This is a genomic window from Flavobacterium sp. ENC (genome assembly GCF_020991415.1).
Classification (GTDB): domain Bacteria; phylum Bacteroidota; class Bacteroidia; order Flavobacteriales; family Flavobacteriaceae; genus Flavobacterium.
Window position 1 is genome coordinate 1 of the sequence record NZ_JAJMOY010000006.1, and the last position, 22125, is coordinate 22125.

At 36.9% G+C, this 22125-nt stretch carries 10 protein-coding genes; all 10 read left to right on the forward strand.

Translation table 11 applies throughout. The features are described 5' to 3' along the window. Window positions 1-4276, forward strand: a 4276-nt coding sequence (locus LPB89_RS16175; RefSeq protein WP_230702728.1) for an Ig-like domain-containing protein, incomplete at its 5' end; no start/stop codon positions are given. Window positions 4277-4337: 61 nt separating this feature from the next. Further along, window positions 4338-5246, forward strand: a complete 909-nt coding sequence (locus LPB89_RS16180; protein ID WP_230702729.1) for a type IX secretion system membrane protein PorP/SprF — start codon at window positions 4338-4340, stop codon at window positions 5244-5246. A gap of 8 nt (window positions 5247-5254) precedes the next feature. After that, window positions 5255-7210: an OmpA family protein gene (locus LPB89_RS16185; protein WP_370635546.1), complete on the forward strand. Its 1956-nt coding sequence runs from the start codon at window positions 5255-5257 to the stop codon at window positions 7208-7210. A gap of 241 nt (window positions 7211-7451) precedes the next feature. Continuing rightward, window positions 7452-7994: an RNA polymerase sigma factor gene (locus LPB89_RS16190; protein ID WP_230702731.1), complete on the forward strand. Its 543-nt coding sequence runs from the start codon at window positions 7452-7454 to the stop codon at window positions 7992-7994. Window positions 7995-8080: 86 nt separating this feature from the next. Beyond that, window positions 8081-9136, forward strand: a complete 1056-nt coding sequence (locus LPB89_RS16195) for a FecR family protein (RefSeq protein WP_230702732.1) — start codon at window positions 8081-8083, stop codon at window positions 9134-9136. A 159-nt stretch (window positions 9137-9295) separates the two neighbouring features. After that, a complete protein-coding gene (locus tag LPB89_RS16200; RefSeq protein WP_230702733.1) occupies window positions 9296-12856 on the forward strand; it encodes a SusC/RagA family TonB-linked outer membrane protein in 3561 nt (1186 codons plus the stop codon). An 18-nt stretch (window positions 12857-12874) separates the two neighbouring features. After that, on the forward strand, window positions 12875-14230 hold the full coding sequence (locus tag LPB89_RS16205; protein ID WP_230702734.1) for a RagB/SusD family nutrient uptake outer membrane protein: 1356 nt from the start codon (window positions 12875-12877) through the stop codon (window positions 14228-14230). A gap of 12 nt (window positions 14231-14242) precedes the next feature. Further along, the gene (locus tag LPB89_RS16210; protein WP_230702735.1) at window positions 14243-16222 is read left to right on the forward strand and encodes a TlpA disulfide reductase family protein; all 1980 of its coding nucleotides are present in this window, start codon (window positions 14243-14245) and stop codon (window positions 16220-16222) included. A gap of 24 nt (window positions 16223-16246) precedes the next feature. Then, window positions 16247-18844, forward strand: coding sequence for a S9 family peptidase (locus LPB89_RS16215; protein ID WP_230702736.1), 2598 nt, complete (start codon window positions 16247-16249; stop codon window positions 18842-18844). A 260-nt stretch (window positions 18845-19104) separates the two neighbouring features. Beyond that, window positions 19105-21921 carry a pitrilysin family protein gene (locus LPB89_RS16220; RefSeq protein ID WP_230702737.1) on the forward strand — a complete coding sequence of 939 codons (2817 nt, stop codon included), beginning with the start codon at window positions 19105-19107 and terminating at the stop codon, window positions 21919-21921. Window positions 21922-22125: the final 204 nt, after the last annotated feature.

Sequence of the window (22125 nt, forward strand, 5' to 3'; positions counted from 1 at the left end):
AGCAACAGTAAACGCAACAGGTTCATACAGCAATACCGCTGTTATCACCGGATTGGAAAATGACCCGACACCGGGCAACAATACAGATACTGAGATTCCAAATGTCAATCATGCTCCGGTTGCGGTCAACGATACTTACACTGTTGTGGAAGACAATACGGTAACCCTGAACCCACTGGCTTTGGATACGGACCTTGACGGAGATACCCTGACAGTGACCTCTATCAATGGAACTGCCTTGACAGGTGGTGTTCAAACCATAATAGTTTCAAACGGAACGGTAAACATCTCTGCTTTGGGCGTGATTACCTTCACACCTGATGCAAACTACAATTCTGCAACGGCCATCAGCATCCCTTATGTGATCAGCGATGGAACCGTTACAGCTACTGCCAATGAGCTTATCACAGTTACGGCTGCCAATGATGCTCCGGTTGCGGTTAACGATAGCTACACTGTTGCGGAAGACAATACGATAACCCTGAACCCACTGGCTTTGGATATGGACCTTGACGGAGATACACTGACAGTAACCTCTATCAACGGAACGGTTCTGACAGGCGGTGTTCAAACCATACCGGTTTCAAACGGAACGGTAAACATCTCTGCTTTGGGCGTGATTACCTTCACACCTGATGCGAACTATAATTCTGCAACGGCCATCAGCATCCCTTATGTGATCAGTGACGGAACCGTTACAGCTACTGCCAGTGAGCTTATCACAGTTACGGCTGCCAATGATGCTCCGGTTGCGGTCAACGATACCTACACTGTTGCGGAAGACAATACGATAACCCTGAACCCACTGGCTTTGGATACGGACCTTGACGGAGATACCCTCACAGTGACCTCTATCAACGGAACCGCCTTGACAGGTGGTGTTCAAACCATACCGGTTTCAAACGGAACGGTAAACATCTCTGCTTTGGGCGTGATTACCTTCACACCCGATGCGAACTATAATTCTGCAACAGCCATCAGCATCCCTTATGTGATCAGCGATGGAACCGTTACAGCTACTGCCAGTGAACTTATCACAGTTACGGCTGCCAATGATGCTCCGGTTGCGGTCAACGATACCTACACTGTTGTGGAAGACAATACGGTAACCCTGAACCCACTGGCTTTGGATACAGACCTTGACGGAGATACCCTGACAGTGACCTCTATCAACGGAACGGTTCTGACAGGCGGTGTCCAAACCATAGCGGTTTCAAACGGAACGGTAAATATCTCTGCTTTGGGCGTGATTACCTTCACACCTGATGCGAACTATAATTCTGCAACGGCTATCAGTATCCCTTACGTGATCAGTGACGGAACCGTTACAGCTACTGCCAATGAGCTTATCACAGTTACGGCTGCCAATGATGCTCCGGTTGCGGTCAACGATACCTACACTGTTGCGGAAGACAATACGGTAACCCTGAACCCACTTGCTTTGGATACGGACCTTGACGGAGATACCCTGACAGTGACCTCTATCAACGGAACTGCCTTGACAGGCGGTGTCCAAACCATACCAGTTTCAAACGGAACGGTAAATATCTCTGCTTTGGGCGTGATTACCTTCACACCTGATGCGAACTATAATTCTGCAACGGCTATCAGTATCCCTTATGTGATCAGTGACGGAACCGTTACAGCTACTGCCACCGAGCTTATCACAGTTACGGCTGCCAATGATGCTCCGGTTGCGGTTAACGATACCTACACTGTTGCGGAAGACAATACGATAACCCTGAACCCACTGGCTTTGGATACGGACCTTGACGGAGATACGCTGACAGTAACCTCTATCAACGGAAAGGTTCTGACAGGCGGTGTTCAAACCATAGCGGTTTCAAACGGAACGGTAAACATCTCTGCTTTGGGCGTGATTACCTTCACACCTGATGCAAACTACAATTCTGCAACGGCCATCAGCATCCCTTATGTGATCAGTGACGGAAACGTTACAGCTACTGCCAGCGAGCTTATCACAGTTACGGCTGCCAATGATGCTCCAATTGCAAACTACGATACAAACACCGGCATTTCATCAATTGCAGAAGCAACTTTAATTAATGCACTTTCTGCAACAGATGTCGACGGAACAATTGCTTCTTACAAGGTGATTAGTTTACCAACAAACGGACTATTAGCGCTAGCAGGTATTCCAATTACAGTAAATCAAATTTTAACACCTGCTGAAGCAGCAATGCTAACTTATGATCCAAGTGGAACTTATACTGGTTTAGATACTTTTATGTTTACTGCAACAGATAATCTGGGAGCAGTTTCAGGGTCAGCAACAATTACAATTCCAATTGAAAATAATGCTCCTGTTGCAAAAGATGATACTAATGCTGCTATTCCTTCGGGTGCTGGTGCTACGGCAATTAATGCTCTGACAGCGACAGATTCTGACGGAGTGGTTGTAAATTATATTGTAGTAACCTTACCATCAAATGGAATATTAGCACTATCAGGGACACCAATTTTAGTAAATCAGGTATTGACGCCTGCAGAAGCAGCTATGTTGACTTACAATCCAAATGGTGCTTTCTCAGGAAACGATACGTTTACATTTACAGTAACAGACAACAATGGTGCTGTAGATAGTACACCGGCTGTCATTACAATTTCAGTTGATAAAAGGAAGATAGATGCAGTTAATGACGAAATTGGTTCAGTTGTCGGTATTAACGAAAGCGTTGATGTGATCAATGTTTTAGATAATGACACTTTAGACAATAATCCAATAGTGCTTTCTGATATTAAATTAGAAGTACTAATACCGGATCCAAAAGGACTATTGACATTAAAATCAGACGGAACAGCTCAAATTGCTCCAAATACTCCGGCAGGAACTTACACACTAACATACCAAATCTGCGAAGCAGCAAACGGCAGCAATTGTACAACTGCAACAGCCACGGTAACCGTTATAGCGCCTGAAATGACTGTAACAGCAGAAAGCTACTGTTCTGATAATACAGCTTACGTAACCTATAAAGTTACTGCTGATAATTTTACACCAAAAGGGCTGGTTACTATTAACTGGATTGACAGTGCTAACCATATTGTGGCAACACAAAGCAACATGCCTTTAAACGGTACCGTGTTGTGGCCTGGTACAGTACTGGACAGTAATAACAAACCAATCGACTGGCCGGGATGGATATTGCTAAACGGGAAATGGATAGAAGGTAATGACGGATTTGAATTAACGAGACCGGCTGTGACTATCCAGTTTACATTAAATCCTAATAAATCGGTACTTGTAAACTACCCTTCGGCACAAGTTGGATGTAATGCACGACCTCAATTCGGAATCGTTGCTGAAAATGATGATGCTGTTGCAGACGGAATTAAAGGTTCATTGGAAGTCATTAATGTTTTAGACAATGATAAATTAAACGGAGTTCCGGTTAATCCTGCAGATGTTATTTTAAAAGGACAAGATTTCCCAGCAGGAATTACTTTAAATGACAACGGAACTATAAATGTAGCAGCGGGAACTAAAGGAGATGACTATATTTTAACTTACCAAATTTGTGAAAAAGCAAATGCAAATAATTGCACTACTGCAACAGTTCACATTTTTGTTGAAACACCGGCAGTCTCACTCATTATGAAAGCCTCATTAAATGATAACAACGGAAATGGATTTCCTGAAGCGGGAGAAACTATAACCTATACTTTCACGGTTAAAAATACGGGTAATACTGCATTGGAGAATGTTCTTATTAAAGACCTTTTACCAGGAGTAGTAATCACCGGCGGTCCAATTAATTTGGGCGTTGGCGAAAGCGATACCGTTACATTCACCGGTACTTACACTTTAACCCAGGCAGACATAAATGCTGGTGTAGTAAGTAATCAGGCAACAGTTTCAGGAGTTACTCAGAGCGGTATTACTACATCTGATAATTCAGATTCTGAGAATGAAGGCAGTGACAAACCAACTGTAATCAATTTAAATGGTTGTGATCTGGAAGTCCATAACGCAGTTTCTTTAAACGGAGACGAGAAAAACGAGAGATTTTACATTCGTGGAATGGAGTGCTATCCTGATAACACCGTTCAGATTTTCAACCGTTGGGGTGTCCTGGTTTTCGAAAGAGACCATTATAACAACAATGATGTGGCATTTAGAGGTTTTTCAGAAGGCAGAACAACTGTAAAACAATCAGAAGGTTTACCTGAAGGAACATATTATTATATCATACGATACAAGGATAATCAATCTAAGCCTCAACAGCAGGCAGGTTATTTATATCTCACCAGATAATATTTCTATACTAATAAAAATGGCTTAGCTATAAGTTAAGCCATTATTTAAAAATAAACAAATGAAAAAATTAGCTTTAGTTTTATTGTTTTGTTCTGTGGCAGGTTTTGCACAACAGGATGCGCAGTTTACGCAATATATGCACAATACCATCAATATAAATCCTGCCTATGCTGGTTCGAGAGGCGTTATGAGTATATTTGGATTGTACCGTACACAATGGGTTGGACTTGATGGTGCGCCTGAAACGGGTGCTTTATCATTAAATACACCGGTAAATGATAAAGTTGGATTGGGGTTTTCATTAGTAAATGATAAGATAGGACCCACAAATGAGAACAATTTTTCAATAGACTTCTCTTATTCCATTCCAACATCTGCCACAACCAAACTTTCTTTTGGTATAAAAGGATCTGCCAATATTTTTAACCTTGATCCAAACAAACTGAATCCGGAACATCAGGGAGATCCTCAGTTTTCGAACTTTAAAAATAAATTTTCACCAAATGTAGGGGCAGGAGTATACTGGCATTCAGACAAGGGTTATATAGGTTTGTCTGTTCCTAATTTTATCGAAACAAATCGTTTCGATGATAATGAAACTGCAATATATAAAGAGAAGATTAATTATTATTTAATAGCCGGTTATGTGTTTAATCTGGATCAGTATGAAATGATAAAGTTCAAACCCGCAGTATTAGCTAAAGCAATTGAAGGTTCTCCGCTACAGCTTGATGCGTCAGCCAATTTCATGTTTAACGAAAAATTTGTTGTCGGTGTTTCATACAGATGGAGTGCTGCCTTAAGTGCAATGGCTGGATTTCAGCTTAATAAAAGCATGTATATTGGCTATGCTTATGACAGGGAAACGACCAGGTTAAGCAACTACAACTCCGGCTCTCATGAGATATTCCTTCGTTTTGAATTTATGAATAGTTATAACCGAATTACATCACCAAGATTTTTCTAATTATGAAAATGAAAAAAATAGTACTCATACTCTTTCTGTCTCTTTTTTGTTATCAGGCAATTGCCCAAAAGTCACTTTTGGCCAAAGCAGAAAAAGAATATAATAATTATGCTTTCGCAGATGCCATAGAAATTTATGAAAAGCTGGCGGCGAAAGGATTTGAAGATGAAAAAATGTTCCAGCGATTGGGCAACGCCTACTATTTTAATGCTGAGCTGCCAAAAGCAGCAACCTATTATAGTAGGCTTTTTGCCTTAAATGAGAAGCAGGAGCCGGAATACTTATACCGATATGGACAGTCATTAAAATCGATTGGTGATTATGCAAAAGCAGATAAAATGCTGGAAGAGTTCATTAAAAAGACCAACACTGACAGCAGGGGAATTTTGTTCCAAAACAATAAAAATTACCTGGAACAGATTAAATTAAATTCCGGCCGATTTGAAATTTCGCCTGTAGCGCTAAATTCAGAAAATTCAGATTTTGGAAGCGCATTTTTCAATACTAATTTGGTTTTTAGTTCTGCCCGAAAAATTGGAAAAAAAGAAGGGAAAACATTTAAATGGACTAATAAAAATTTTTCGAATTTATATATAGCACCTATTAATCCAGATGGGGATGTTGTTAATCCCGTGCTTTTAAACAGAGAGATTAATTCTAAATTTAATGAATCGACTCCCGTGTTTACCAAAGACGGAAAAACAATGTATTTTACCCGAAATAATTATTTGTATGGAAAACGGGGTAAAGACAATAAGAACATTACCTTACTGAAATTGTATAAAGCAAATCTGGTAGATGGCAGCTGGTCAGATATAAAAGAATTGCCATTCAACAGTGATAAATACAGTACAGCACATCCTGCTTTAAGTGTAGACGAAAAGAAACTTTATTTTGCATCAGACATGCCTGGAACTTTAGGCCAGTCTGATTTGTATAGTGTTACGATTAATGCCGATGGAACATTCGGGAAACCGGAAAACCTGGGCGTTGGAATTAATACAGAAGGAAGAGAAACTTTTCCATTTATTTCAGGAGATAATCAATTGTATTTTGCAACAGATGGACGCCCGGGACTTGGTGGACTGGATATATTTGTTTCAAAAATTTTGGAAAATGGAATTTTCGATCAGGTTCAGAATATAGGAGAGCCGGTAAATACAATGTTTGATGATTTTGCTTTTATTATTGATAGTAATAGCAGTAAAGGATATTTTTCATCTAACAGAAAAGGAGGGGCAGGCAATGATGATATTTATAAATTTACAGAGACAAAAAAACTGATTTGCGAAAGAACTTTAGCCGGAACTATTTTTGAGAATAAATCCAACATAGTTATCCAGGGGGCTAAAATAACATTGCTTAATGAAAATAATCAGATAACTGACCAGGCAATAACTTTGCAGGACGGAACCTATAGCTTTAAAGTAAATTGCAGCAAAAGATATTCGGTTAAGGTAGAAACAGAATTGTATCCAACGAAAGAGAATACGATTTCAATTTCTCCGAGTGCAGAAAACAAACTGGATTTTAGCCTGGAAAAAGAAAAAATCACAGTGATGGAAATTCCGTCAATAAAAACCATTAAAGTAGGGACAGACCTGGCTAAAACGCTCAACATTTCAATGATTTATTTTAATCTTGGGAAATGGAATATCACGGATGCTGCGGCAATAGAGCTCGAGAAGATTTTAGCTGTAATGCAGGAATATCCGGCAATAAAAATCAATATACGCTCGCATACTGACAGCCGTGCATCAACGAAATCAAATTTGTTACTTTCTGATAAAAGAGCAAAATCGATCATGGCATGGCTCGTAGGAAAAGGCATCACGGCCGATCGTCTGAAAGGAAAAGGTTATGGTGAAAGCAAATTGCTAAACAGATGTAAAGACGGTGTTAAATGTTCTGAAGAAGAACATTTAAAAAACCGACGAAGTGAGTTCGTCATCTCAGCGATGTAATTTATAAAATATTTTTTCCTCAAACAATCCTGCAGTTATCAAATAGCTGCAGGATTGTTTATTTTAGAAACTTTTATTTAGGACTAATAGTAAATTCTGCATGAGAGTGTTAAAATGTAGTATTATTTTTTCTTATTACCGAAATACTTATAAAGTTTGAAATAAAAATGAAAATTTTATTGATAATTTTTTAAATTATTTAGTTTTGTAGTGAACAACTCTTAAAGGCAAGGAATCTTCAATGAAGAATGAAAAAAGAGATATTGATTTATGGAGTCAAATAAAAAAGGGAGATGTTAACGCTTATCATAAATTATATGATCGGTACATAAATATACTTTTTACGTTTGGAATGCAATACACTAAGGATGAGTCTTTAGTGCAAGATGCCATACACGATGTTTTTGTCAATATTCATCGTTACCGCACTACAATTTCTGCAGATGTAGTAGTTAAATCGTATCTTTTCAAAACACTGCAGAATGATATTTTTAAAAAACTAAAAGCACAGAACAAAACCGTACGTCTTGATATTGTTTCAGAAGGTGCTTACAAAACAGATTCAGCCGAAGATGAACTTATCTTTAACGAAACAACCTTAAATAAAAATGCCAGTTTAGCTTTGGCTTTGGCTTCGCTTACCAAAAAACAGCGGTATGCGCTTCATCTTAGGTTTAGTGAGGATTTGTCTTATGAGGAAATTTCTTCCAATCTTGAAATCAGCCTTGATTCTTGTAGAACGCTTATTTACAGGTCTTTAAAAGAACTTCGAAAGAAACTTTAAAAAAAGATTAAAAAAACATTATTTTTTTTGTCTATGCTTTGCCCTTTTGATTCTTATACCATTAAGAATCAAAAAAGAAAAACATCTTGTACCCAAATTTTAAAATTTTACCCAAAAAAGATAAAGCTGCTTTAAAAGCAAGAATTGAAGAAAGCCTTGCATTTGAAAAACAGCGAACCAGAAGAAAAAAACTCCGTACCCTTTCCTGGAGTGCAGCGGCTGTGTTTTGTATAGCTCTCGGAATTACGGCTGTTTTTAAACAGGAACAAAAAGTAATAAGTCCGATTGAGCAATTTGCAAAAAGCAATATGACAGCAGTTTCTTCTTTTGCAAAAAGCAGCCAGGTTAGATTAGTATTATCAAATCAGGAAGCTATTGCGGTAGGTGACAGCACAACAATTGCATATAATGCATCAGGAGATAAAGTTAATATTAACAACAAACAGATTAACCAAAAAAATACACTGGAACCACAGTACAATACGGTCTTAGTTCCTTACGGAAAAAGAGCACAGCTTAGTCTGGCAGACGGAACTTTAGTCTGGCTGAATTCAGGATCTAAATTGATTTATCCAACTGCTTTTAATGATGAATCCAGAGAAGTTTTTTTAGAAGGGGAAGCAATTTTTGATGTGGCACACAATGCAGCAAAACCATTTTTTGTAAAAGCAGCGAATAACTACAGTGTTCGTGTACTAGGAACATTATTTAATGTAAGCTGTTATACTAAAGATGCAAAAGTTTCTACCGCATTACTAAGAGGAAAAGTGCAGGTAGCTTATGCCAAAAAAGGCTTTTTCGATACTGATACGATTCAGGCAGTTCTTAAACCGGGAATGATTGCAGCTTTGGATAAAAAAAGGCAGACAATGAAAACGACGGTTCAGAATGTTGAGACTTTATTTTCATGGAGAAAAGGATATTATGAATTTTCTCAGGAAAAATTACCCCTGGTTTTAGATAAATTAACAAGATACTATAACGTAAATTTTGTGATTAAAGGAACTGTAAACCAAAATGAAACTTATTCAGGAGCATTTAAACTTAATGATGATCTGGATAAGGTAATTAAAACATTAGAAGCAACTACGGGTCTTGCATTGTCATATGATGATAAGACCAGAAAAATAACTATAAACTAAACTGAAAAACTAAAATTATACTGCCTATGATGTAATAAAACTTCAAATTAAACTATCTAAAAAGACTAACCAAAAAAAAACCAAAAGATGCTCGAACATCTCTTGGCTTATGTAAAATTTTAATTGCGAATGCAATTATCGATAAACTACAACAAAATTATGAATAAAAATCATGATATAGGCTTTCTATTGCCTAAAAAAATCATCAACCTTACTTTTATTTTATTTATGAGAGTATTCATTTTAGTTCTCTATTTAGGATTAACCAGCATTTATGCCAATGTTGCAAAAGCGCAAAATGAAATCTCTGTTAAGGTTCAGGGTGCTTCACTGCAAACGCTTTTCAGCACCATTCAGCAAAAGAGCGATTATGTGTTTTTTTATAATGATGACTTAATCTCGTCTACAAAAAAAGTGAGCGTTAATCAATATGGAACTGTTGAACAAATCCTGAACAATGCATTAGCAAATACCGGATTAACATATACCATCATCGATAAGCAGGTTGTTATCAGGAAAACTAAAAAAGTACAGCAGGAGCAATATGATTTGACCGGATTTGTTACCGATAAAAACGGAAATCCGTTAATTGGAGTAAATGTTGTATTGTTAAGCAATCAAAGCAATTGGGACATTACACGCGACAAAGGAGATTACAGGATAAGAGTCGCAGCCAATGATTCTGTTCGTTTTGACTATTTAGGTTTTAAATCGAAAATTGTTGGGGTAAATAACCAAAAATTCATCAAAGTTATCTTAACTCAGGATGTAATGGAGTTGACAGGAGTAGCCGTAGTGGCTTCCAACGGGTATACTGATATTCCTAAAGAAAGAGTTACAGGATCTTTTGAAGTTATGGGCGCCAAAGAACTTGCAGAGGTTCCTACCGTAGATATTGCTTCAAGAATTGAAGGGAAAATGGCTGGAGTAAAAGTCGATCAGAGAACGGGTAATATTTCAGTAAGAGGAACAAATAATTATAGCGGCAGTGGCAGACCATTGATAGTTATTGACGGTTTTCCACAGCCCGTAAGCGATTTTGGGTTTACCAAAATGGGGGTGTCGGGTGCATCAATTTTAAGTTACGTTAATGTAGATGACATAGAGAGTATTACGGTTTTAAAAGATGCTGCTGCATCTTCTATCTGGGGATCCCGTGCTGCCGACGGAGTAATTGTGGTAACCACAAAAAAAGGTAAAAAAGGAGAACCGGTCATTAATTTTAGTACCACAACTACAATAGGTGATAAAATGGATTTGGGGAAATTGCGTGTCATGAATACAGCTCAGTATATTGATTACGAAAAGGATCTTGTTAGTGGTGGCTTTGTAGTTGATGATATTGGTAACTGGCAGGCAAAAAATCCCAGTGCTGCCCAGGAAATCATGTTTCAGCAACAAAGAGGAACAATTTCTATGGCAGAAAGAGATCGGTTATTAGATAAATTGGCACAGAATGACAATCTTAATCAAATCAGCAAATACTTATTAAGAAATTCTGCAACCAGACAATATGACTTATCTGTAAGTGGCGGAAGTGATAAAAGTACGTATTACTTGTCTTTAGGTTTTAATAAAGATGAGGCAGCAATGCGGGGTAACGAATCTCAATCGTACAATATAACGTTAAATAATTCTTTTCAGCTTAAAAGTTTTTTAAAATTAAACACAGGAATAAATTACGTTTCTTCAACTTATCAGGCCAATACGACTGTAAACGAAGCGTTATCAAACGTATCAAATTCTGCAGTGCGCCCATACGATATGATTGCTGATGAAAACGGAAACGGAATTGATCGTTATATCATTTTCAGACCAGAAGTTGCCAAAGGATTTGAAACCCAGGGATATTTACCCTGGACTTATAATTATCTTGATGAGCTCAATTATTCGAATGTTATAACCAAAGGAGCCAACATACGATTGAACGCCAGTTTAACGGCGACAGTAAATAGCTGGCTGAATTTTGAAGCTTCAGGAATGTATACTTCCATTGGTAACAAAACCAAATCTTTAAGTGAACGGGACAGCTATTTTGCAAGAAATATGATCAATGAAGCAACTTCTGTAAATACTGCCGGTAAATTAGTTTACGGTATACCTGTAGGATCTTATTTGTACAATACCAATACTTCGAATGAATCGCAAAGCATGCGTTTTCAGATGAATATAAACAGGAATTTTGATCAGGATAATGCCTTGCACTTTTTAGCAGGTTCAGAAATCAGAGAGGAACACAGAGAAGGATCAAGCCAAAGATATTACGGTTATGACACAGATACAAATTCAGGACAATCTGTAAATCCAACAGCTTATTATACAACTATTTACGGCTGGCAGAATATTATCGGAACTTCTGATAACGGCATTAGTAAATATAGAGATCGTTACTTGTCTTATTACGGGTTAGGTTCTTATGATTTTATGAACAGGTATCACGTGTCAGGAAGTGTTCGTTTTGATGATGCTAATATTCTTGGAGCTTCCAGAAAAGACAGAGCATTACCATTATGGTCTGCAGGTGTTAAGTGGGATATTAATAAAGAGTTTTTCTTAAAAGAAGTAAGCTGGTTAAGCAATTTATCTGCGAGAGTTACTTATGGTGCAGGAGGAAGTACTCCACCGGGTGGTTTTGGAAGTCAAAGTGCTTTAATTTCTGTAGGTTCTGTTGATTTTAACACACAATTACCAACAGCTTCTATATCATTACCGGAAAATCCTGAGATTAAATGGGAAACAACAAAGACACTTAATTTTGGTTTGGATTACGCCGTTTTTAATAATCGCCTTCGCGGAAGTGCTGATTTGTATTATAAAAAATCTTACGATATCCTAACCAATCTGCCTTACAACCCAACATACGGCTGGTCATATTTAACCTATAACACCGGTACACTAAAAGGTCACGGGGTTGATTTAAATATTTCAGGACTTATTGTAAACTCAGGTTTCAAATGGAACAGTATGGTAACTTTTGCATACAACACCAATGAAGTCACAGATTCCCGTTTTAAAGCTACGACAGCAAATCAATATTTAGGGGGAGCAACAGTTGAGGGCAAACCAATAGGATATATATATGCTTACAATTGGGCAGGTCTGGATGCTAATGGACAATCTACAGTTTATAGAAAAGACGGTACGGTTGTAAATGCGTCCCAGGGTATTTCAACAATTAACAAAGACGACCTAAAATATATGGGAACCACGGTGGCGCCTTATTTTGGTGGATTTATGAATAATTTCTCGTATAAGAATTTCATGCTGGGTGTTCAGATGACTTATTATGCAGGCCACGTATTTAGAAATACCGTATTGCAAAATTATCCATCCTATTCAGGAGTACAGTATGGTGCAGTAGCAAAAGATGAATTAATTGCTGATCGCTGGAGACAAGCCGGAGACGAAGTGTTTACAAATGTTCCCGGCCTGGCCAACATTAGTTATAATAGTTTAAATCGCTATCAAAATGCAGACATCAATATTTTACCTGCAGATAATATTCGTTTGCAGCAAATTTCGCTGGGGTATAATGTTCCGTCAGAATGGCTGGCAAAAACTTTTATAAAGTCATTGAGCTTCAATTTTGCAGCGAGAAATTTAGGATTATTGTGGGTTAAGAATGACTTGGGGATTGATCCGCAGTATTTGTCAACCAATAACTACAACACACTTGCGCCTCAACGTAATTATACTTTACAATTTAATTGCAGTTTTTAATTTTAAAAAACAGACTTTATGAAATTACTAAAATTCACCTTATATATATTCCTTCCAATACTTCTATTAAACTCTTGCAGAGATTATGTTGAAGTAGAACAGGTTGGAAACAACAGAGTTTTAAAATACACCTCAGATTACAGAGGTTTGGCTAATAATTATACCGATATGACAGCTTCTGGCGGTATTCACCTGCTGGCCAGTGCAGAGGTAGAATTTCCGACAACCTATCAAACAGGTGTTTCGACCATTTGGAGTAACAGTTATACCTGGCAGGAAAAAATATACGATCCATCTCAGGGAGATTCAGACTGGAACGGGCTGTACAAAGCCATTTATTACAGCAATGTCATCATCGATGGTGTTATGAGCAGTGAAGGCGGAACAGCTGCGGAAAAAAAAGAAATTTATGCTGAGGCTTTTGTACACAGGGCGTTTGCATATTTACAACTGGTAAATGTTTACGGTCCGCAATTTAATCCGGCTTCAGCCAATTCAGAAAAAGCAGTTCCGTTATTATTAAAACCGGATTTATTTTCTTCTTTGGAAAGAAGTACAGTGGGGCAAGTGTACGATCAGATTATTTCCGATTTGCAAAGTGCCTTAGCCAATGATATTCAGGATACGCCTCCATTTAATGTTTTGCCTTCAAAAAGCGCGGTTTATGCATTATTTGCCAGAACGTATCTTTATATGGGATCGTATCAGTTAAGCCTTGACAATGCTCAAAAAGCACTTGAAATGCAAAGCAGTTTAATCAACTTAAATACATTTGCTTCCGGATTTAGCTACCCGGTTTTAATCCAGAATCCTGAGATTATATTTTCGAAAACAGTATTGTTTATGTACAGAGGTGCTCCGCTATCAAACGATTTACTAAATAGTTTTGAAAGCAATGACCTTCGTTACAATTATTACACCATAGCAGGAACAAATTTTTTCCCAGGTTATACAGGAAGAGGTTTTGGAATTGCAAATTATAGTCCGACTACCGGAATTAATATTGGAGTATCGGTTCCGGAAATGTATTTGATCTCAGCCGAATGTTATGCCAGATTAGGACAGCCGGAAAAAGCAGTTGAAAATCTGAATATTTTGAGAGCAAAAAGATATAAAACTGCGACAAATTACGAAGTAGCCGCGACTACAAATACAGAAGCTTTGAATCTGGCATTGGTCGAAAGACAAAAAGAACTTATAGGCAGAGGATTTCGATGGTTCGATCAGAGAAGATTAAATCTTGATCCGCTTTATCAAAAAACATATTCCAGAGTTTTTAAAGGACAAACCTATACGCTTGAGCCGAATAGCGACGGATATGTGTTCCCGATCAATCAAAATTACATCGATTTAAACCCGGAACTGGGGAAATAAAAAAATACAGCAATGTTAAAGAAAATAGTAAATATCAAATTTTTGGTACTGGCCTTTTGCGCCTTTACCTTACACGTTACAAGCCAGGAAACAAAGTTAAGATTAAAAGGAATGGCGGATGTGCCAATCCCGGGATTAACGATGAGCATGACTTATGAAGCAAAAGGCGGACCGCTGGAAAGCATCAAAGAAATCAACGGTTATGCCTATGTTTTTAACGATTACAGATGGGAAATCGAAGATCTTAAAATGAAGAAAAACGGTACTGCCTGGAATGTAGAATACACTGTTCCTAAAAATTGCGGTTTTATGGCTTTCCGATTTTATGGAAATACAGATAACGGTTTAGTTACAGATTCCGGACAGGACACCGGTTATCTTTTGGTTGTTTTTAAAGAGCCAAAAGTAAAAATGCCGGGAGCAGATTTGGCCTGGGCAACTTTTAGAAACAAAGATTTCAACAGTCAGTTTAACGGTTATTTTAAAGATTTTACAATAAACGGAGACGCTTCAGAATATTGGTTGAAAAAAGAAGTTGCAGATCATGGTGAAAACTTCCCGAAATTCATTGATACTTATATCAAGATTTTAAAAGTTCAGAAACCGGAGAAATTTGATGAATTAGGACACCGTTTTTTAGGAGATTTTGTAAAGAAAATGAACGGTCAGCCTGAAGAAGTTTTTCTAAAAGTGCACAGTTTATATTTATTTGATCTTAAAGATAAACCAAAAGCGGATTCTCTTGAAACCGTCATTCAAAAACAATTTCCAAAAGGAGCTTTTATGCGTTTTAAAGCATATCAGAAAATTATGCCAATTGCAGATGCTCCGGAGAAAAACAAAGTTATAACTCAGTTTTTAGCTGATTTTCCATACACTTCTGATGTACCGGATTCGCAAAAGTATATCTATGATAACATTGTAAAAACGCAATTTGGATATTATTTTGAGACCAAAGACTATAACAGTGTTTTAGCTTTAATTCCAACCATGAATTTTGCTAACCTGAATGATGCGTACCATCAGAATATTTCAAAAGCTTTGTATTTAAAGATAGTTGATCCGGCAACAATAGAAACCATGGCGGTACCAATGATTCAGCAGATGCAGCAAAAAGTAAACGACCTGTCCTACATGCAGGGAATTTACTGGTCACCAAATCAGGCCACTGAAAATGCTAAGGATAGACTTAACGATCAGTTAGTGATTCAGATTCGTATGTATGATATGTTGAAAAAGTACAAAGAAGTTTTAGAGACTTTTGAATTACTGCCGTTTCAAAAACGTTACGAAAAAGCAAGTGTGAATGATATTCACGTAAGAGCACTTGAAGCTTTAAACAAACCAGTTATTGAAGTTTTAAAAATTGCAGCAAGAGCTAATACATTATCTGAAGGATTAACAGCTAAACTAAAAGAAGCTTACTTAAAAGAAGGAAAAAAAGAAAGTGATTTTCCTGCCTATTTAGAACAGTTGAAGAAAGAAAACAATTCTGAAGAAAAAATCGTTCTTATGAATCCGGTTCCCGCGCCAACAATTAAAGTGCAGACGGCAGACGGAAAAGAAAAACAATTGGCTTTAGACAACGGAAAAATCATTGTAATTGATTTTTGGGCAACCTGGTGCGGACCCTGCAAAAAAGCATTTCCGGCGATGCAGCAACTGGTAACAAATTTTAAAGAGGACAAACAGGTTGAAGTTTATTTTATAAGCACTCAGGAAACCAAAGAAGGCTATAAAAAAGAGGCATTGGCCTATTTAAAAGAAAAAGGTTTAAAGCTTGATACTTATTTTGACCTTGTGAAAAAAGGCGGCGGAACAAACAATGAATCGTTTTCTAAATATGCAGCCATTTTTAAATCAAGCGGGATTCCGAGAAAAGTAGTAATCAAAAACGGCCAGATTCGATTTACATCAGAAGGATATTCGGGAAATCCCGGGCAGCTTGTAGACGAGCTTACAAATGTTATTAATGCTTTAAAGAAAGAATAATTTCTTTTTGAAAATAAAAAAAATATGAAAAAAATAGTTTTACTGTGTATACTTTCAATGGGTATACACAGTTTATCTGCACAGAAAAAAACAGTTGACGAATCGGCCTACGAATCATGGAAAAGAATTGGCAGCAAATCGTTATCTTATAATGGTAAGTGGATGTCGTACAGCACTGTATTTCAGGATGAGGAAAAAGAAAACGATAAGCAAATCATTATTCAGGAAACTCCAAAAGGAAAACGCCTGGTGTTGAATAATGTCAGCGATTTAAAATTCATTGGAAAAAAAGACTGGATTCAGTACAGCAAAAACGACAGTACGCTTTTGCAAAACCTAAAAACAGGCGTAAAAAAGCTTTGGAAATCCAAACATTATACCAATGCTCTTGAAGGAACAGATATTTTATATTATACACGTCCTGAAGCTGTAAAAGGAGATTTTTTTCTGCAGCGTTTGGTTTGTTACAACATAGAAACGAACGACAGCATTTCTGTAAACAATATAAAATCATCTCATTTTTTAAAGAACAACGCAATTATTTATGTACAGATAGAAAAGGATCAGGTATATCTGAAACAAGGGGTTCCAGGCGGCAAACAGCAAACTGTTTACACTGGAAAAGCAGCTGATTTTGGCGATTTTCAGTTAAATGGAAAAGAAGATGGCGGGAGTTTTACTTTGAAAGGAACCAACAGTGCAGATTTTAATTTGGTATATTACTTTAGTTTGAAAGACAATTCTGTTAAATTGATATTTAATTACGACGACGTTAAACTAAATGATTCCGACTATTCTATTTCAAAAACAGCTTATGGATTGACTGAGAATACGAATTATATTCAGTTGCAAGTTTTTGGAAACAAGCGTCAGGAAAATACACAAATTCCAAAATCGGGAGTTGAAATCTGGAAATACGACCAGGGAAGTCTGGAGCGCAGACAGGAAATGCTTCGAAATTCAAAAATACTGCCCAGTGAACCCAAGTTTCTTTATGATATCAAAAACAATAAAGTGATTAAAGTAGCTGCGGCGGGAGAATTTGATCAGGTAATTGTACCGGAATCGGGTGATTTTAAAGGTCTTTTTGCTATCGATAAAAAACCGTATAAGGTAGAAGTAGACTGGACTTTTAATGAGCGTAACGATATTTACTGGATCGATGCTTCGACTGGAAAATCTATAAAAGTACTAACAGGAGTTTTTGGAAGTCCATCATGGAATACACAAGGAACGTATGCTATTTTAGATGATGAAAAACAAAAAGAATGGATGGTTTTTGACACTGCTTCTATGAAATTTAAAAACATTAGTAAACAAATTCCTTTTCCTGTTTCAAATCCTAATGTAGATATGGCAAATCTTAACACAGCATACGGAATTGCCGGCTGGCTAAACAATGGAAATACGGTAGTTTTATACGATCAATTTGATTTGTGGGCGATCGATCTAACGAATCAAAAACCTGCGTATTCCGTAACTCAGGGATACGGAAGAAAAAACAATGTCGAATTACGCTGTAACGAAACAGGTTTTATGGGCAATTTGGATCAGAAAAAAGCAATTACTTTGATTGGTTTTGACTTTGAGCATAAATCAAAAGGTGTTTACAAGTTAATCAACAATAATTCGGTAGACAAAGTATTTTCCAGCCCAAATTATAATGTTCGGATTGAAGCAGTTTCTGGTGATAACTCTAGTGTTTTATTTACAAAAGAAAGTTATACAACTTTTCCGGATTTATGGTGGGGAACTTCTGGTTTTGGCTCACAATCCAAAATTACCGATATCAATCCACAGCAAAAAGACTTTGCCTGGGGTACTTCGAAAGTATTGACATGGAAAAGCTTCAGCGGAAAAGAAAATCAGGGAAATCTATATCTTCCGGACAACTACGACAGTAAAAAAACATATCCTGTAGTAGTTCATTTTTACGAAAAACATACCGAGGAGTTCAATGCGTACCAGCTGCCTGAAGTCAGCACTGCAAACATTAATATTCCAACATACGTAAGCAGAGGTTATATTGTTTTTCAGCCCGATGTACATTATGTTTATGGTGAAGTTGGAAACAGCGTTTACAATGATGTTGTTAGCGGGGTTGACTATTTAATTTCACAAGGCATTACCGAAAAAGGGAAAATAGGAATTCAGGGACACAGTTTTGGCGGTTACGAAACTTCTTTCCTAATAACTAAAACCGATATTTTTACTTGTGCTATTGTTGCCTCGGGCGTAAGCAATTTTACTGCCAATTATCCAATTATGAGATCAAATGGTATTTCTACAATGTTTAAATATGAGGCCGACCAATTGCGTATGGGAAGTGCTATGCATGAAAATCTTGACGGATACATTAAAAATTCACCCCTTTTTGCAGCAAAAAATATCAAAACACCGGTACTTATCTTTCACAATGATAATGACCGCGCGGTGCCTTATCAGGAAGGACAATCTTTGTTTTTTGCACTTCGTCGTTTAGGAAAACCGGCTGTATTGGTGAACTACAAAAAAGAAGGTCATACCCTTGAAGATGCCGCAAACAGAAAAGACTGGACAAACAAAATGCAGCAATATTTTGATTATTACCTAAAAGGAGCAGACCGTCCGGACTGGATGTAATATAAATAATTGATCATCAATAATATTAGACGCTGATTTTACGGATTCGCTATCGTGAAAATACTGATAAACACAGATGTTAAAATCCGTTTCAATCCGTGTTTTCGCAAAGCGAATCTGTTTCATCCGCGTTCAGGTAAGCAAATTAATGAGACTGTTATTTGAGGTTTTTCTAAAATTTTCAAATGAACAGCAAAAAACGCTTATCCAATTAAGTTAATCAGAAAAAATCAATCAAAAAGAACATTTATAGCAACAAAATGAAAAAATATATATTTCTGGTGCATTTTCTACTTTTGGGCTTAACCCAAATGTCAGCGCAGTTTAAAACCACAATTCCGTTACGAAAAGATGTGGTACACGGGACTTTACCGAACGGAATGCAATATTTTATTCTGCATAACGAATGGCCACAAGAAAGAGCCGATTTTTATTTTGTTCAGAATGTTGGAGCTATTTTAGAAGATGATAATCAAAACGGATTAGCACATTTTCTGGAGCACATGGCTTTTAACGGAACAGAACATTTTAAAGGAAAAGGCATGATCAATATGCTGGCCAAACACGGTGTTACCTTTGGGCGGGACATCAATGCCTATACAGCACATGATGAAACAGTTTACAATTTAAGTAATGTACCGGTTAAAAATCCCGCTTTGTTAGATTCATGTTTATATGTTTTACACGATTGGTCCGGTTTTTTATCCTTAAAAGACACCGAAATTGATGCTGAAAGAGGTGTAATCCACGAAGAATGGCGTACAAGAAGAAATGCCGATTTAAGAATAGGATCGCAGCTTGAACCTGTCATTTACAACGGTTCAAAATACGCAAAAAGAGATGTTTTGGGTGATATGGATCTTATAGATCATTTCAAGTACCAGCAACTAAGAGATTATTATAAAAAATGGTACCTGCCAAACCATCAGGCAGTAATTATTGTAGGAGATATAGATCCGGCAAAAATAGAAGAGAAGGTAAAGAAAATAATGGGTTCAATTATTATGCCTTCAAATTATGCAGCACGTACTTATGAATCCATCCCGGATAATGAAAAACTTTTGTACAAACTGGCGGTAGACAAAGAAGCGCAGAAAACTTCTATCGCATTAAACTTTAAAAAGAAAAAAAAGGACGTTCAGGATCTTGCAGCATTTGAAAATAGTATTGCAGAACAATTGGCTTTACAAATGATGAATAATCGTTTTAGGGAGTATGCCGTAAATAATGAAACTGCTTTGTTGGGAGCAGGTTTAAGTTATTCAGGTTTAACACGATTAACGTCCTTTTTTACTTTGACCATAAATCCTAAAAACGGAAGATTGCTGGAAGCTTTTCAACAGGCTTACACAGAATATGAGAGAGCCATTCAAAATGGTTTTACGAAAGAAGAACTGGATCGTGTGAAAGAAAATATGCGAACAGGTTATGAAAATCAGTTAAAAAACAAAGATAAAATCAGTAACGAAAGCTGGGCATCGCAATTGCAGAATTACTTTTTAGAAGCTTCGCCGGTGATGAGTTTGGAAGATGAGGCCGAATTCGTAAAAATGACTTTGGCTAAAATGGATCTTACTGAAATCAATAATGTGTTTCGTGCTCTTCCAACAGAAAACAATCAGGTTTTAACGGTTTCAGGACCAGAAAAAGAAAATGTAACGTATCCTGCGGAAACGGATTATACATCAGCAATAAAAAAAATAAAAGAGCAAAAGTTAGAACCTTACACTGAAACAATTGCAAAAGCCGATTTGGTGACGGACCAACTTACCATGAAGCCAATTTCGAAAAAATTTGAACTTAAAGGAATCAAAGAAGCAAAAGGATTTGTTTTAGAAAACGGCGCCAAAGTAATTATTTATCCAACAGCTTTAGCACAAGATCAGATTCTGTTTTCTGCTTTTAGTCCGGGTGGAATTTCGGTATTGCCGGAAAAAGATTTAGGATCGTCCCAAATTGCAGCCGCTTTGGCTAAAAATTCAGGTTTAGGAGATTTTAAAGTGACCGACTTACAAAAACAGCTTTCCGGGAAAACAGTTAAAGTGAGTCCGTATATTGGAGATTACTATGAAGGTTTTAGCGGAAGTGCCGTAAAAAAAGATTTAGAAACGCTTTTACAGCTAACCTATTTGTACTTTAAAAAGCCAAGATTTGAAACTCAGGCCTACAAGCGGATTATCGATTACTACAGCAATGCACTCGAAAACGTAACGGAAAATAACAGTAAAATATTTGGTGATTCTATCGCTTTATTAGATAGTAATCACAGCAAGCGGACTTTTCTTTTAAAGAAAGAAAATCTTAAAGAATTAAAATTTGATGATGCTTCTGAAATTTACAAAGAACGTATCTCTAATGCTTCTGATTTTACTTTTGTTTTTGTTGGAAATATTGCTCAAAGTGATCTTGCAGCCATCAATAAATACTTAGGAAATCTCCCGGGAACTCAAACTCAGGAAAACTTTACGGGTCATAAAATTGGAACGGCAAAAGGATTTTCTAAAGAAAAACTGATCAGGGAAATGAGTGTTCCTAAAACTAGTATTTATGTGCATCTGGAAAATAAAAATGTAACATTTTCAGTGAAAAACCAGATTATGGCATACATGCTTTCCCAATTATTAGACAAACGCTATTTGGATCAAATCAGAGAAGACGAGGGAGGAAGTTATGGAGTGCAAACGGAGAGTTCATTGTCTAAAAATCCATCTCCGGTTTTTTCTCTTCGTGTAAGCTTTGACTGTAATCCTGAAAAAGACAGCAAACTGCTGCAAATTGTCTATACCGAGCTTGATAATATTGTCAAAAATAATGTTTCAGATAAAGATTTATCAGACATAAAAGAAGATTTGATAAAAAGCAATCAGCAGAACATTAAGTCAAATTCGTATTGGATGAATACTATTGTTGATCAGCTAAAGACAAATGATAAATTCATAAGCAATACTGAATATGAGAAATTAATTAAGAGCATTTCGGTAAAAGATATAAAAAAATATGCAGGAGAAGTAGTACCGGGCGCTGATAAAGTCGAGGTTGTAATGCAGCCTAAAACAGCTCAAAATGCGTCAAAATAGCATTTAGCGATAAAAGAACGGCAATTCTTCACTTTAATTTTAATAGTCTTAAAAGAAAACTTACGTTTCTTTGAATTTGAATTAGTTAACGAATTTGCAGACTAAAAAGAGCTGCCTTGCCGGGCGGCTCTTTTAAATAAATATCGGAATACTGTTCAGCTCAGTACAGCAATTAGGTAAACGCAATGATCATGAACCTCATTA

What these genes read in the sequence shown, in the direction of transcription:
- LPB89_RS16190 (WP_230702731.1), top strand. Translation starts at nt 7,452, where the DNA reads ATGAAGAATGAAAAAAGAGATATTGATTTATGGAGTCAAATAAAAAAG.
- LPB89_RS16180 (WP_230702729.1), top strand. Translation starts at nt 4,338, where the DNA reads ATGAAAAAATTAGCTTTAGTTTTATTGTTTTGTTCTGTGGCAGGTTTT.
- LPB89_RS16220 (WP_230702737.1), top strand. Translation starts at nt 19,105, where the DNA reads ATGAAAAAATATATATTTCTGGTGCATTTTCTACTTTTGGGCTTAACC.
- LPB89_RS16215 (WP_230702736.1), top strand. Translation starts at nt 16,247, where the DNA reads ATGAAAAAAATAGTTTTACTGTGTATACTTTCAATGGGTATACACAGT.
- LPB89_RS16205 (WP_230702734.1), top strand. Translation starts at nt 12,875, where the DNA reads ATGAAATTACTAAAATTCACCTTATATATATTCCTTCCAATACTTCTA.
- LPB89_RS16200 (WP_230702733.1), top strand. Translation starts at nt 9,296, where the DNA reads ATGAATAAAAATCATGATATAGGCTTTCTATTGCCTAAAAAAATCATC.
- LPB89_RS16210 (WP_230702735.1), top strand. Translation starts at nt 14,243, where the DNA reads ATGTTAAAGAAAATAGTAAATATCAAATTTTTGGTACTGGCCTTTTGC.
- LPB89_RS16185 (WP_370635546.1), top strand. Translation starts at nt 5,255, where the DNA reads ATGAAAAAAATAGTACTCATACTCTTTCTGTCTCTTTTTTGTTATCAG.